Here is a 14683-nt window from a genome sequence, read left to right on the forward strand (position 1 = left end):
ATTAAATAACTCAAAATGAAAAAGTCAAATTACTTAAGATTGCTTACAGTAGCCTGTGGCGTATTAACAATTACCGCTTGTTCAAAAGACAAGCCTGTTGAAGGAGGAGAAGATTCAGGAAACTCGAAAAAGAAGGAAAAATTTGTCTTTATCGTAACTGGTCAAGGGAGTTCGGAGTCAGGTTCATCAGGTACTTATATTGTTACTACGGATGATGTTAGCCAAGGTAATTTAAGTATTGTAGGTAACGGTATGCCAGCAACAGAATTTTCTTTTATCAATCAAAACAACCATGTTTTTGGTCTGACATACGGTGGACAAGGGCCTATCACTCCTTATGCTATTGATGCCAAAGGCGATCTGCAAAGACTTAAAGATGATCAGGTCAACGCTGAAACCGCGGGTATCTATGGTAATTTCGGTGATAAAAATGTGATTTTAGGGACAACCAACAGAAGTATGGTAAACCCTGTCGCGACGCTAAGAAACTATGATGCACAAAATTTCTCTATTGCCAACAAAAACACGGTCGATCTTTCCAAAGTATTGGGTGGTAAACGCATGGCGATCTGGACAGGTGTATTTCAAGTAGGTAATAAAGTCTATATTCCTTTCCAATCTGGAGATGGTTCAAATAACTGGGGCGGAGATTTTACGACGACAGATACTACCTATATCGGTATCTTCTCTTATCCTGAACTTAAATTTGAAAAAACAATCCGTGATGGAAGAGGTTCCCATATCGGAAACTGGTTTGCTCAACAAGGTTTAGCAGTAGACGATAAGGGCGATGCATATGTATGGTTCTCGGCAAATGAAGCATCATTGGCTACAAAAAACAAATCTGGATTCCTGAGAATCAAAAAAGGAACGGATGAATTTGATAAAGATTACTATTTCGATATCGAATCTCTTGGAAAGGGTAAAATAGCAAGAGGTAGTTATCTCAAAGACAATAAATTTTTAATGACGATCTACAACAAGGGTGAACAGTCCGAAGGTGTAGGCGGTGGTCTTGTCAAATTATATATCGTAGATATACAAACCAAAAAAATGACGGAAATCATTGAGATTCCTTCACATGAACAACAAGGTTATAAAGATGTCGTATATGTTGACAAAGGTGGCGCTAAGGCTTACTATACCTGTCAGGATAAAGACGACAAACAATATTACACATACATCATTGATATCAACACCGCTACAGCAAAAAGAGGGTTGAAATTTACTGGGATATCCCAAGTATCATCAATGAGCAAAATCAGTTATTAATCATCTGCAATGATCCGATCTGCCGACCAACATGTGCAGATCGGATTATAAAAAACCGTTTCCCATTATGCTCAGTAAAATTAATGCCTGGCTACACCTTTGGTTAGGAATCGCAGCGGGTATACCCGTTATTATCTTAGGAATTACAGGCTGCGTACTTGTCTTTGAACATGATATCAAAGAATTGACCACAAACTATATTCAGGTCGCACCGCAAAAATCAGAAGAACAGCTTCCACCCTCTGCGATCTATAAATCTGTTAAGGCTGTACTTCCCGATCATGAAATTGGGAGCTCCTGGTATTACGGACTGGATAAGTCGGTCAAAGTAAGCATAGACCATTCCGATAGCCTGGTCTATGTAAACCCCTATACAGCCGAAGTCATGGCCATTGTTGATCACGAGGATTTTTTCCATTTCATGGATGAAGGCCACCGTCATCTTTGGATGCCAGTAAAAATAGGCCGGCAAGTCGTTGGCTGGAGCACCTTCATCTTTTTCATACTACTGATAACAGGCATGGTATTATGGTGGCCAAAGAAATGGAACCGTAGATCAAGAGAACAGAGTTTTACGGTTAAATGGAAAGCTAAATTTAAACGTGTCAATTATGATCTCCACAACGTATTGGGTTTCTATGCGCTAACAATCGCATTCGTCATGTGTTTTACAGGGCTAATCATGAGTTTCCCCTGGATCCGTAGTTCTGTGGTCTGGATGACCGGAGGCTATCCCAACAGACCAAAAACGGAAAAGAATAATAAACCTGAGCTTCAGGATCAACCGTTAAATGATGCGTTGGTAGTGGCGGATCAAATCTGGTATAAAGTGCGTCATGAATATGCAAAATTCAACAAAGAAGCTGTTATTGTCCACTATCCCGAAAAAGAAGATAAAGCGGTGTATGCCTGCACAGACATGGTCAACGGAAGCTGGAGAGACCTTAATTTTGACCGCAATACACTGGAACTTACCGGCCGCAAACAGGGACCAATTGATGAAGCCAATACCACGGAATGGCTCATGCGTTCCAATTACGCCCTGCATACCGGTTTTATCGGCGGAATGACCACCAAAATAATTTACTTCATCGCATCGCTTATCTGTGCGACTTTGCCTATAACAGGATTCTACATCTGGTGGGGAAAGAAAAAAAAGTCAACCAAAAAAACAAGACGTCCGCAATTAGCAACAACTTAATTATATAATCATGCCTTATATCCTCCGTTATCTCTTAAGTCTCCTTTGGATCTGTACCCTATTTACAAGCCAAGCTCAAAAAGCAAATCATATCAAGGGACAGACTGTGGGTGAAGATAAACAGGCCATTCCTTATGTAAGTATTTCGCTTTATCACGTCAATGGCGGTATACTGGCCAGTACGGCACACTCAGATAGTACAGGAAATTTCAGGTTTACCAATACAAAAGCGGGTAGCTATTTTATTAAAGTCAAAAGCCTTACCCATCAGGATACTTTCAGTCCCCATTTCAGGTTGGACGAACATTTTGACGAGTATGATCTTGGCAAGATCCTATTATTGCAAAACAATGCTTATCTCGCTGAGGTCGTCGTCGAAAGAAAAAAACAATTTATCGAACAGCAGCAGGACAAGCTGGTCTTCAATATTGAAAACTCAATGCTCGCAGACGGCAACAACGGACTGGAATTACTCAGCAAGATTCCAGGTGTCGCTGTCGACGAAAATGGTACGCTAAGTATTAAAGGTAAATCTGGAGCGACGGTCATGATCAATGGGAAAATTACATACCTGTCCGCCGATCAATTGGCCAATCTCCTACGGAGTACCTCCTCAATGGATATCAATAAAATCGAGGTCATGTCCAATCCAAATGCAAAACAGGATGCTGCCGGATCCGCAGGTATCATTAACATTGTATTAAAGAAAGGACTCAAACAAGGGTTTAATGGTTCCGTATCGGCTAATGCCGGTGCCGGTAGAGGAGCACATCTTGGTGGGAGTCTAAACCTTAATTATCGTACAGAAAAAATCAATGTATTCGGGATTTATAATCAGTATTTCCAGAATCTGAAGTATTATAACTCACTTACACGCTATTTTTACACTGATCAGGGATCAGTCCCTGAATCCTATTCACAGCAGGAGAACAGCATACAGCCCAAACTCCGATCTAATAATTTTAGAGTCGGCATAGATTACAGCATAAACCCCAAACAGACGATAGGTTTCTTAATTAATGGAGGATTCGGAAAATATCCAAAGTACGAGCCCACCACGAATAGCTTCCGAAACTTTAATACCGACAATTTAGTATGGTCATCCACGACCATCACGGAGGGCAAGGAGCGTTGGCGAGATCTGTTGTACAATGTCAATTATAATTTAAAGCTCAATGATAAAGGTCATGAATTAAAAATAGATCTTGACCTTGTTGACCACTATTCAAGAATGGATCAGCAGCTGAATACGGTATATAACAATGTGGGAGCTTCAACTCCGCCTGCAAGCTCCTCAAGAATAGGTGATATCCCCTCCGACAATAAGGTATATGTTGCCAAGCTAGATTATACACTTCCGCTTCCAAAGGAATATAACCTGGAAGCTGGCTGGAAGAGCAGTTACGTACGCACTGAAAACGATCTACATTATGATACATTACAAAATGATCAGTATGTTCCTGATCTGGGTACAAGTAATCACTTTATCTACAAAGAGACTATTCATGCGGGTTATCTAAATCTATCAAAGAGCTGGCATAAGTTTTCAACCCAAATAGGCGTTCGCGGAGAACACACCCGAACACGTAGTCATCAAATTACATTGAATGAACAATTTGAAAGATCCTATTTCAAACTATTCCCAGCAGCATTTTTCACTTATACCGCCAATGACAATCATAAGGTACAGACCAGCTACAGCTATCGCGTACAACGGCCTTCGTTTTGGGATTTAAATCCATTCAGGGTATACACGGATCCTTTTTCCTATGCTGAGGGAAATTCGAACTTAAACCCAGCATACGAACACTCCTTTGAACTAGGTTATACTTACGCAAGCAAATATGTCTTAACGCTGAATTATGCACAGCGGTCAAATGTTGTCAACGATATATTGGGAAGAGATCCACTTAATCCCTATATTACTTTTGAAAGGCCCGAAAATATAGGTTCTTTTAAAAATTATGGGATTTCCTTTATTGCCCCGACCCAATTTACCAGCTGGTGGTCGGCAACCCATTTTGCAAACTATTATCGGAATGAATATGAATTGCCGCAAGAAGATGAGCTAATTGTCCGCAAGGGAAATACATTAAGTCTAAACAGCCAAAATTCGTTCAAATTGCCTAAGGATTGGTCTATCGAATTGGGTGGCAACTATGTGTCTGGCTTAACGGTAGGAATCAGTCATATCAAAAGCTACGGACAGATATATTCTGGCATCCAAAAAAACTTCCTCAATAAAAAAGCCACGCTGAAATTAGTGGTTAATGACATTTTCAGAACCAATAATCGACGATATGAAACTATCTCGCCAACGATCAGGCTGATTGGTAGATCTAATCCCGACAGTAGAACTGCCATCCTATCTTTCAGCTACCGTTTCGGTGGTTCTCAAAACACAACGGCACAACGCGCTACGGGTTCCGAAGAGATAAAAAGTCGACTCTAAACTCATGACAGTTAGCTAACTTTATACTAATACCAAATTTTGTACCTTTGTAAAAAAAAATTGAAGATGTCGGTCAAGATTGGTGAAAATATTGAATTGGGAGAATTCCCTTTGTTACTTGCTCCGATGGAGGATGTCAGCGATCCCCCATTTCGGTATGTTTGCAAACAAAATGGTGTTGATTTAATGTATACTGAATTCATTTCCTCAGAAGGGCTGATTCGTGATGCGGCTAAATCTGTTCAAAAACTTGATATTTTTGAATATGAACGGCCTATCGGTATCCAGATATTCGGTGGAGATATTGAAAGTATGCGCCAATCAGCTGAAATCTGCACAAAAGCAAATCCAAATCTAATCGACATCAATTACGGCTGCCCTGTTAAGAAAGTTGTCTGTAAGGGAGCGGGCTCTTCCTTATTGCAAGACATTGATAAAATGGTTGCGATGACCAAAGCTGTTGTTGAAGCAACTCATCTACCCGTTACAGTAAAAACACGTCTTGGCTGGGATGACAATACCAAAAATGTATATGAGGTAGCGGAGCGATTGCAAGATGTTGGCATCAAAGCATTAGCAATACATGGCCGTACCCGCGCGCAATTGTACAAAGGTCAGGCTGACTGGTCGATGATCCGTGACATCAAACGCAATCCGCGCATTCAGATTCCAATTTTTGGAAACGGTGATGTGGATTCGGTGGAGAAAGCCGCTGCCTGGAGACAAGAATATGAAGTTGACGGCATTATGATCGGGCGTGCCGCTATCGGCTATCCATGGATCTTTAGAGAAATCAAACATTTCTTCCATACCGGTGAGCGCCTGGAGGGACCTACGATCGCCGAACGTGTCGAAGTATGTAAAACACACTTAAACAAATCCATTGAATGGAAAGGGGATAAATTAGGGATTTTTGAAATGCGGAGACATTACGCAAATTATTTCAAAGGAATTCCAAATTTCAAAGAATCCAGAATGAAACTTGTCAGCTTACAAACGCAAGACGAGATTTTGGATGTACTCCATGATATTGAACATACCTTCGAAACTGAAGTATTTTAAGATTTTTCAATAATTGAAAAAGGCGACAACCAAATTTAAGTTGTCGCCTTTTTTATGTATTGAACAAACCAGCTATTTTCTTCGAATTAATTTCATCAGCCCATTCTTTTCAAGGAAAAAAGTAATACCAAGCAGTAGCAATAACATGGCATTTCCGACCCATATATTACTATGAAAAACTTGAAAGCTCAACCAGGAAATCAACAGCCCTACGCCGAGATAGACAGAGATCTTGATCATCTTATAAGGTATGGGATAATACTTCTGTCCCCAGTAAAGTGAAAAACCGATCATGACCAGATATACTACTGTTGTTGATAAAACAGCCCCCACATAGGAATAAGTTGGGATAAGCCAAACATTGAGCATAATTGTAATTAACGCTCCTATGCCCGAAATATAAATAGCGTAACGTGTATGATCTGTCAACTTATACCAAATCGATAAATTCATATATATTCCTAGTAGCACATAATTGAATAAAAGAATTGGGACAATTTTAAGCCCAGTCCAGTATGTTGCGATCTCTTCTTCATTACCCTTGATAAAATATTTCAGCCAATCCAGATTGACTGTCAATCCGACCATTGCGATAACCATGAGGATAACAAAATACTCCATGATGAGCGCATAGGTTTTCGATGCGTTCTGGTTTTTTGAATATGAAAAGAAGAAAGGTTCCGCCCCTAGTCTAAAAGCTGTAACAAATAAGCTTAAAAATACGGCCAATTTAGCAACTGCACCATATATACCTAAATCATCTTTCCCCGCCTCCCCAGGCACCAATTTCAGAAAGAACATTTTGTCTAGATTCTCATTAATAATAAATGAAATATTAGCTACTAAAATTGGGAAGCTATACTTTAACATTTCATTCATTAATCTTTTATCTAGGCTGAATCGGAAAGTTAACAATTCAGGCAGTAATAGAATTAATGTAACGATACTTGCGAAAAGATTGGAAATAAAGACATAACCGATCCAACCTTCTTTGAACCATGTTCCAGCAAAATCAGCCCAAAAGGTGTACTTATGTACCCAATCCGGCAAGAACAAAATAAAGAACAAATTTGAAATCACGGTAATACCAATATTGACAAATTTCAGTGCACTATACTTATAAGGTCTCCCTTCGGCACGCAATTTTGTAAATGGTATGACAGCAAGCGCATCCGCAACGAGAATAAATGCGAAGTATTTAATATATTGCTCATAGAGAGACACATCTCCACCATCTGCAAACCACGAAGCAATAGGTCTTGTGAAAACAAATACAGACAACAGTAATAATCCGGAGGTAATTAAAGTGATAAAGAAGCTATTGTTGTAAACTTTATTCTTATCCTGTGGTTCAACTTTCTGTAAATACCGGAAATAAGTTGTCTCCATTCCAAATGCTAGAATAGCATTCAGCATGGACATCCACGCATAAAAATTAGAATAAATTCCATAGATCGCTGCATCCTTGAATTTACGGAGATAGAGCGGTGTCATCAGAAATCCTATCATTCTTGAAACGATAGTAGTCACACCATAGATAACTGTATCGCTGAGAAATTTCTTTATTGTTGACACTAGGCTTGGGATTGGATTCTTTTAATCACTTCAAAATTAGAAAAGCCCTTAAGCTCACCTTCCTTAACTTCAACAGCTTCAACACTTGCATCCTCTGGACCTTCCTGGCAGAAGTCCAACATTGAATCAAGTGCAAAATCGTCACCCTCAGCTTCAATATAGACAGTTCCATCTTTTTGATTGACAACAAAGCCTTTTACACCAACCTGATCGGCAACAGCTTTGGCCGTCAATCGAAAAAAGACTCCCTGTACTTTACCCCTTATTGAAATATTCAAATGTTTCATAAGAGCAAAAGTACAGAAGTTTTTGTGGAATTAAATACTATGCTAAACGTTTGATTTTAACTTTATCTGTCAAGCGCATGTGTTCCATACCTTGGAGCAAAACAATTCCCGGCTTTTTACCTACTTCCAGAGATCCATATTTATCTTGGATATTCAGCGCAACAGCTCCGTTGATTGTAGCCCATTGAATGGTTTGCAAGAAATCCAAATCCTCGAAATGTTCATGCAATGCTTTCAACTCTTCCAATACCGAAAGCGTATCGTTCGATGCCAAACTATCCGTTCCGATAACTAATGGTTGTCCAGCATTTATAAAATTATGAATCTTAGGTAAAGCACCTTCGATATATAAATTTGCTTTCGGACACAAACACCACACGACATCCCGATCCATACGCTCCACAAAATCCAAATCTTTTAATGAAGTATAAGTGTTATGAACTAACAACAACTTATTCGGATAAGGCAAATAAGGTAAGTAAGACTGGATCGAATTCCGGGCTTGTGCTTTAATAGAATCTGCATTTTTTCCGATGCTCTTATAGAAGTCTAGAAATTCACCCGTTTTGTATCTAAACAATTTATTCTCTTCGTCACTCTCCTGATTATGAATACTAATGATGTTCGTCTCAGAGACAGCTTTTTTGAATTTTTTAAAAAGAGCTTTTGAACAGGAATAGGGTGCATGTGGCGTAATCGACACATGGCCATTTCTGAATTCTTGCGTCAACGATTTCGCTTCTTTTAATTTAAAATCAGCTTCTTCAGGTTCAACGCCAATGACTTCCACAAACGTATGATAAAGTATTTGCGATTCCTCCTTCAATGTAGAAGAGTTATCTGTATTCGCATGGTCGCCCACCGCTACAATACCATTTTCATACATCTCTTTATCCGCCTTTGCCATTGCATCATCCATTTTCTTCATCGAAGCACTGCGTGAAGTCATCACCTGACTTAAGAAGTTCGGTAGACCGGTACCTTTAGGTACTACACCTTTCATATGTGACAATTCAATATGGCAATGGGCGTTGATAAAACCTGGAATAATAACGCCATCATACCTTTCGATCTTGACCTTATCATTCAAAGTAAACGATGCGGGGTCGTAAATACCCTGAATTACCCCCTCTTCATCTACCGCCACAATACCATCTTTTATTGGCATTGAAGTGATCGGTAGAATATAATTTGCGCTTAAATATTTTAACATTTTATCTCCTCACTCTCAAATTAGTAATTAAAAATTTTTGACCGATATGAATACATACTAACAGTAGAAAACTCTATGCCAAGGTACCTAAAAAGAACAATAAATACCAAAAACAAGCCTAAACGTAAAACTTTAAACCATAAGGAAATTTTAACAAATTTTTAACTACACTACACTTTTGTCAAAAAACAGATCACGTTATATCATTCCGATTTTAATGTATATATTCGCATCATCGAATAGGGGTGCCTTGTTTTGTCAGAAACACAAATAAGGGCTGAGATTATACCCAACAGATTAAGTTCTGTGCACCTGATCCAGGTAATGCTGGCGGAGGGAGAGGTTAGTTAAATAGAACGATCATAGTGACCCCTTTCTATGATTTGTTTAACTTAAACAAAATACATCAACATGATCAAATTTTTGATTTGTAGCGCTTTAGCTACTGTTTCTATCCAAATTGCTGTTGCTCAGCACAATTTGACGATTAAGACCGTAGACAGGAACACACAAAGGCCGCTACAAAATGCATCTGTATCCCTGGATGGACAGGCTTCTTTTACAACCAAATCGGACAAAGATGGTCTGATCAAATTGTATAATATTCAGAAAGGGAAGCATTCCGTTCAAGTTTCTTTTATAGGATATCAAACCTGGATCCAAAACCTGAACATTGAGCGTGATATGGAATTGACTGTCCAACTTGATCCGAAAACAATTCGTACAGAAGAAGTACTCGTTGTATCTACCAGAGCCAAAAAGAATGCCCCAACGACATTCAAGAATATCTCAAAAGAAGAGATTTCACGAAATAACCTGGGGCAGGACATCCCCTATCTATTGAATCAAACGCCTTCTGTCCAGGTCAACTCCGATGCAGGAGCCGGCATAGGATATACAAACATGACCATTCGGGGATCTGACAACCAGCGCATCAATGTAACTCTTAATGGAATTCCACTAAATGATGCTGAAAGTATGGGCTCATTCTTTGTCAATCTTCCTGATTTCGCATCATCTACTGAAAGCATTCAAGTGCAACGGGGGATTGGAACCTCGACAAATGGCGCTGGTTCCTTCGGCGCTTCGTTAAATATTCAATCAAATACTTTAGCCGAAAAATCCTATACCGAACTTAACAATTCATTTGGATCTTACAACACTTGGAAAAATACAGTGAAGCTAGGTACAGGATTGATCAACGACAAGTTTGCTTTCAATGCCCGGTTATCAAGGATTAGCAGCAATGGCTATATCGAAAGAGGCGCCTCAGACCTACAATCTTTTTATATCGATGGCGGCTACTACGGTAAGAAACACATTTTAAAAGGAATCGTATTCTGGGGAAAAGAAAAAACATACCAGGCTTGGAACGGGGTACCAGAACCCTTGATCACGGGGGACAGATCCCGTATGGACGATTATGCAGATTATGGGTTAGAAATAGCTGGAACAGAAAAGGACCGTTTTATGAATGCAGGAAGGAACTATAATCTATATACCTACAAAAACCAAACGGACAATTATACACAGAAGCATCACCAACTTCATTACACCAATATCCTCAGCGACAAGCTCACGCTAAATACCGCGCTACATTATACAAGAGGCTATGGTTACTATGAGGAGATGAGACCAGCCGATAAATTAAGTAAATATGGTTTACCAGATGTCATCATTGGCCAGGACACCATAAAAAAAACAGATCTAGTCCGCAGAAGATGGCTTGATAATTACTTTTATGGTATGACCTACGCTCTTAATTACAAACCCAATGAGCAACTTGAAATTATTTGGGGTGGTGCATACAATCAATACAAGGGAAAACATTATGGTGAAGTAATCTGGGCACAGTATGCCTCAACGGGATTTATTGATGACAAATATTACTTTGGAAAATCGCAGAAAAACGACTTCAGCAATTTCTTAAAGGTAGATTACAAATTGGATAAATGGATTCTAATGGCCGACGTGCAATACCGAAATGTAGACTATCGCATGTATGGCGATGATGATAAGGTCAAAAACTATAATTACCACCCAAAATTCAATTTCCTAAATCCAAAGGCTGGAGCAACCTATCTATTAAATGATCATGCAAATATCTATGCTTCCTATGCCTTCGCACAAAAGGAACCCGTCCGGAAAGATTTCATAGAGAAAAACAGCAAACTTCCGGATCCAACGCCAGAAAAAATGCAGGACATTGAAATTGGATATAGATTCACCAATACAAAATTCAATATTGGATTGAATGGATACGGTATGTTTTATAAGGATCAATTGATTCCGACAGGTGAAATCAGTGATACCGGAGCTCCTATCCGACAAAATGTGAAAAACAGTTATCGCATCGGACTGGAATTTGACGGAGCCTGGAACATCAATAAGCAATTGAACTGGAAGGCTACAGCTACCTTCAGCCAGAATAAGATCAAGAATTTTGAAGAAGTCATGGGTGACCTCAGAATCTCCTATCCAAAGACTGATATTGCCCTATCGCCAAATACGATTTTATCCAGTAACTTCTCCTACAGCCCTATTGAACCGCTCACATTTTCATTGCTGTCAAAGTATGTAGGACGACAATATCTCGATAATTCCTCAGCGAAAGAAAGAAGCATCTCTTCATACTTTGTTAATAATCTACTAGCGAATTATAATTTTACAGCTTTAGGCATAAAAGACATTAACCTAAGTTTACAGGTAAACAACATCCTGAATGAAAAGTATGAAACAAACGGTTATACCTTTGGTTGGATGGAAGGCGATACCAGGAAATATTACAATTTCTACTTTCCACAGGCACCTACAAACTTTATGTTGGGCTTAAATATCAAATTTTAACAATTAGTATCCCAGCTATATAAAAGTCTCCTTCTCTTCAATAGAGAAGGAGACTTTTTATTTTGGTACCAATAAATGCTAGATTGGATCGTGTTTGACGATCGGAATTTTTAACTTTGGTTTTATACTTTTCATTATGCGTGCAGTAATACAACGGGTAAAACATGCTTCCTGTACAATAGACGAACAGATCACCGGGCAGATTCAAAAAGGTTTAGTGATCCTATTGGGAATAGAAGAAGCCGATACAATTGAAGACTTAAAATGGTTGGGACAAAAATTTGTTAACCTACGGATTTTTGAAGATGAGCAGGGACTAATGAATAAATCTATACTGGATATCGGCGGTAATATCTTACTGATTTCTCAGTTCACCCTATTCGCTCAGACAAAAAAAGGAAATAGGCCATCATTTATTCGGGCGGCCAAACCTGATACCGCCAAACCGCTGTATGAAGAAATGGCCAAATTGCTTTCTCAACTGATCGATCAGCCTGTTCAGCTTGGTATATTTGGAGCTGACATGAAAATCAATTTATTGAATGATGGTCCCGTTACCATAATAATGGATACAAAAGATAAGGACAATTTTTAAACTACTTAATCCGAAAAAATGACAATCAAAGAAGCACAGGAAGTAATTGATAAATGGATCAATACAACGGGGATACGCTATTTCAATGAGCTGACAAATACAGCCATGCTTATGGAAGAAGTTGGCGAAGTTGCCCGGATCATGGCGAGACAATACGGCGAACAGTCTTTCAAAAAATCAGATAAAGAGGTTAATCTGGCTGATGAGATGGCCGATGTATTGTTTGTCTTAATGTGTCTTGCAAATCAAACGGGTATAGACCTGACCGATGCACTGGAAAAGAACCTGCAAAAGAAATCTATTCGGGATGCAGACCGTCATAAAAACAATGAAAAATTAAAATAGCACCTTTGTGTTTCAGAGGTGTACAAGGTTTAATATTAATCTTACGCATAATTATAGAGCAGATATTATGAATAAACTATTTATTTATTCGCTAATAGGAAGTTTGCTATTCGCTTCATGTTCCAATACCCACAGGCAGCTTGACGCCCATAAAACTAGCCCCGAGACATTCAACAAAGCAGCTGTAGTAACGGCACATCCCATAGCCTCGGAAGTTGGCGTCACGGTGCTAAAAAAGGGAGGAAATGCCATTGATGCTGCCGTCGCGGTGCAGTTTGCCCTCGCTGTAGTATATCCAAATGCAGGAAATATCGGTGGCGGTGGTTTTATGCTATATCGCAACAATAAGGGGCAGTACGATGCACTGGACTTTAGAGAGACCGCTCCTAAACAGGCTCATCGGGATATGTATCTGGATGCGCAAAAGAATGTTATCCCCGATTTAAGCCTATACAGTGCGCTCGCATCGGGTGTTCCTGGTTCTGTCGCCGGCATGTGGGACGCCCATCAGAAATATGGGAAGCTAACCTGGAAAGAATTACTCTTACCCGCAATCGAACTTGCACGGAAAGGTTTTAAGATCAGTGAAAGGCAAGCCCGCGAGTTTGAAGATCATAAAGAGCGGTTTGTCAAGCTGAATCCCACTGGTGCCGCAATTATCAAAAATACAGCCTGGAAAACCGGTGACCTGTTTGTACAAGAAGATCTTGCAAATACCATCGAAAGAATCGCTAACGAAGGACGCGACGGCTTCTATAAAGGAAAAACGGCCGATCTGCTCATTGCCGAAATGAATAAAGGTAAAGGGATCATTACCCATCAGGATCTAACGAGTTATAAGGCAGCCTGGCGTGCCCCGATTGCATCGAGCTATAGAGGACACAAGGTTGTTTCTATGCCTCCACCATCGAGCGGCGGAACCTCCCTACTGGCTTTATTAAAGTCGGTTGAGCAATTCCCACTTCAGCGCTGGGGATTCCAGAGGGACTCCACCATACGTGTCATCGTTGAAGCAGAACGCTATGTGTATGCAAATAGAGCAAAGTATTTAGGGGATCCTGATTTTATCAATGTCCCTGTACAACAACTGATAGATTCCACGACAAATGCCACTAAACTGAATCCGTTTAATTTTCATCAGGCCACATTGAGTAAAAACGTCAATGCAGATATCATTCCGGGTTACGAAAGTGAGCAAACAACTCATTTCAATATTGTTGATGAGCAGGGAAATGCTGTTTCTATCACCACCACACTCAATGATTCCTATGGATCTGGTGTTATCGTAGATGGTGCAGGGTTTTTATTAAACAATGAAATGGACGATTTCTCAATAAAGACTGGTGTACCTAATATGTATGGCCTGACAGGAGAAAAAGCAAATGAAATTCAGCCTGGGAAGAGAATGTTGAGTTCTATGACACCTACTATTCTAGAAAAGGATGGTAAACTATTTATGGTGGTGGGGACACCCGGCGGATCAACTATTATTACCTCCGTTTTCCAAACCATATTAAATGTGATTGACTTTGGACAAAATGCACAATCCGCTGTCAGTTCGCCCCGATTCCATCACCAGTGGTTACCTGATCGCATTGATGTCGAGCAAGGTGCAATTGACACAATACTACGAGATAAATTGACAAAAGACGGCTATGTGATAAATCCTAGAGGAATAATAGGGCGTGTAGAAAATATTCTTATCCTTCCAAACGGCAAATTGCAGACCGGCGCCGATCCTCGTGGAGATGATACAGCAAAAGGATATTAAACATCAAATAAAAAGGCTCATCTGGAATTCCAGATAGCCTTTTGTATATCAGATAGTTTGGAT

11 protein-coding genes and 1 riboswitch are annotated in these 14683 nt (G+C 39.6%); of the genes, 8 read left to right on the forward strand and 3 right to left on the reverse strand.

What is annotated here, in order from left to right:
* Window positions 1-15 precede the first annotated feature (15 nt).
* The 4 genes from OGI71_RS18105 to dusB all read left to right on the forward strand — a co-directional run bounded on the left by OGI71_RS18105 (window position 16) and on the right by dusB (window position 5987).
* The gene (locus OGI71_RS18105; protein ID WP_282250820.1) at window positions 16-1272 is read left to right on the forward strand and encodes a DUF4374 domain-containing protein; all 1257 of its coding nucleotides are present in this window, start codon (window positions 16-18) and stop codon (window positions 1270-1272) included.
* Between the two features lie 67 nt (window positions 1273-1339).
* Complete coding sequence (locus tag OGI71_RS18110; protein WP_282250822.1) at window positions 1340-2473, forward strand: PepSY-associated TM helix domain-containing protein; 1134 nt, start codon at window positions 1340-1342, stop codon at window positions 2471-2473.
* Window positions 2474-2483: 10 nt separating this feature from the next.
* Window positions 2484-4925, forward strand: a complete 2442-nt coding sequence (locus OGI71_RS18115) for an outer membrane beta-barrel family protein (RefSeq protein WP_282250823.1) — start codon at window positions 2484-2486, stop codon at window positions 4923-4925.
* 66 nt (window positions 4926-4991) lie between these two features.
* Window positions 4992-5987, forward strand: coding sequence for a tRNA dihydrouridine synthase DusB (gene dusB, locus OGI71_RS18120; protein WP_259186741.1), 996 nt, complete (start codon window positions 4992-4994; stop codon window positions 5985-5987).
* A 72-nt stretch (window positions 5988-6059) separates the two neighbouring features.
* Here the strand turns inward: dusB and OGI71_RS18125 are convergent, their stop codons facing one another.
* From OGI71_RS18125 to OGI71_RS18135, 3 genes are read right to left on the reverse strand one after another with little or no spacing between them, the layout of a single operon-like run.
* Window positions 6060-7562 carry a polysaccharide biosynthesis C-terminal domain-containing protein gene (locus OGI71_RS18125; protein WP_282250825.1) on the reverse strand — a complete coding sequence of 501 codons (1503 nt, stop codon included), beginning with the start codon at window positions 7560-7562 and terminating at the stop codon, window positions 6060-6062.
* A complete protein-coding gene (locus OGI71_RS18130) occupies window positions 7562-7849 on the reverse strand; it encodes an acylphosphatase (protein WP_282250827.1) in 288 nt (95 codons plus the stop codon). Before OGI71_RS18130 ends, OGI71_RS18125 begins: the two co-directional genes overlap by 1 nt.
* A gap of 37 nt (window positions 7850-7886) precedes the next feature.
* Complete coding sequence (locus OGI71_RS18135; RefSeq protein ID WP_282250828.1) at window positions 7887-9062, reverse strand: amidohydrolase family protein; 1176 nt, start codon at window positions 9060-9062, stop codon at window positions 7887-7889.
* A 231-nt stretch (window positions 9063-9293) separates the two neighbouring features.
* Window positions 9294-9419: riboswitch (TPP riboswitch) on the forward strand.
* Between the two features lie 54 nt (window positions 9420-9473).
* Here OGI71_RS18135 and OGI71_RS18140 point away from each other — a divergent pair.
* From OGI71_RS18140 to ggt, 4 genes are all read left to right on the forward strand, one after another.
* Window positions 9474-11909 (forward strand): TonB-dependent receptor, encoded by a 2436-nt coding sequence (locus OGI71_RS18140; RefSeq protein WP_282250829.1) that lies wholly within the window; start codon window positions 9474-9476, stop codon window positions 11907-11909.
* A gap of 136 nt (window positions 11910-12045) precedes the next feature.
* Window positions 12046-12504: a D-aminoacyl-tRNA deacylase gene (dtd, locus tag OGI71_RS18145; protein WP_282250830.1), complete on the forward strand. Its 459-nt coding sequence runs from the start codon at window positions 12046-12048 to the stop codon at window positions 12502-12504.
* 18 nt (window positions 12505-12522) lie between these two features.
* Window positions 12523-12849: a nucleotide pyrophosphohydrolase gene (locus OGI71_RS18150; protein WP_108636271.1), complete on the forward strand. Its 327-nt coding sequence runs from the start codon at window positions 12523-12525 to the stop codon at window positions 12847-12849.
* A 67-nt stretch (window positions 12850-12916) separates the two neighbouring features.
* Window positions 12917-14620: a gamma-glutamyltransferase gene (gene ggt, locus OGI71_RS18155; RefSeq protein WP_282250838.1), complete on the forward strand. Its 1704-nt coding sequence runs from the start codon at window positions 12917-12919 to the stop codon at window positions 14618-14620.
* Window positions 14621-14683: the final 63 nt, after the last annotated feature.

Origin of the sequence: Sphingobacterium sp. ML3W (assembly GCF_029542085.1) — a bacterium.
In the GTDB taxonomy this organism is placed as follows: Bacteria; Bacteroidota; Bacteroidia; order Sphingobacteriales; family Sphingobacteriaceae; genus Sphingobacterium.

Excerpts from the sequence above, each read along its gene's own strand:
- OGI71_RS18130 (WP_282250827.1), bottom strand. The coding sequence starts at position 7,849 with ATGAAACATTTGAATATTTCAATAAGGGGTAAAGTACAGGGAGTCTTT.
- OGI71_RS18135 (WP_282250828.1), bottom strand. The coding sequence starts at position 9,062 with ATGTTAAAATATTTAAGCGCAAATTATATTCTACCGATCACTTCAATG.
- OGI71_RS18150 (WP_108636271.1), top strand. The coding sequence starts at position 12,523 with ATGACAATCAAAGAAGCACAGGAAGTAATTGATAAATGGATCAATACA.
- OGI71_RS18140 (WP_282250829.1), top strand. The coding sequence starts at position 9,474 with ATGATCAAATTTTTGATTTGTAGCGCTTTAGCTACTGTTTCTATCCAA.
- OGI71_RS18105 (WP_282250820.1), top strand. The coding sequence starts at position 16 with ATGAAAAAGTCAAATTACTTAAGATTGCTTACAGTAGCCTGTGGCGTA.
- OGI71_RS18115 (WP_282250823.1), top strand. The coding sequence starts at position 2,484 with ATGCCTTATATCCTCCGTTATCTCTTAAGTCTCCTTTGGATCTGTACC.
- dtd (WP_282250830.1), top strand. The coding sequence starts at position 12,046 with ATGCGTGCAGTAATACAACGGGTAAAACATGCTTCCTGTACAATAGAC.
- dusB (WP_259186741.1), top strand. The coding sequence starts at position 4,992 with ATGTCGGTCAAGATTGGTGAAAATATTGAATTGGGAGAATTCCCTTTG.
- OGI71_RS18110 (WP_282250822.1), top strand. The coding sequence starts at position 1,340 with ATGCTCAGTAAAATTAATGCCTGGCTACACCTTTGGTTAGGAATCGCA.
- ggt (WP_282250838.1), top strand. The coding sequence starts at position 12,917 with ATGAATAAACTATTTATTTATTCGCTAATAGGAAGTTTGCTATTCGCT.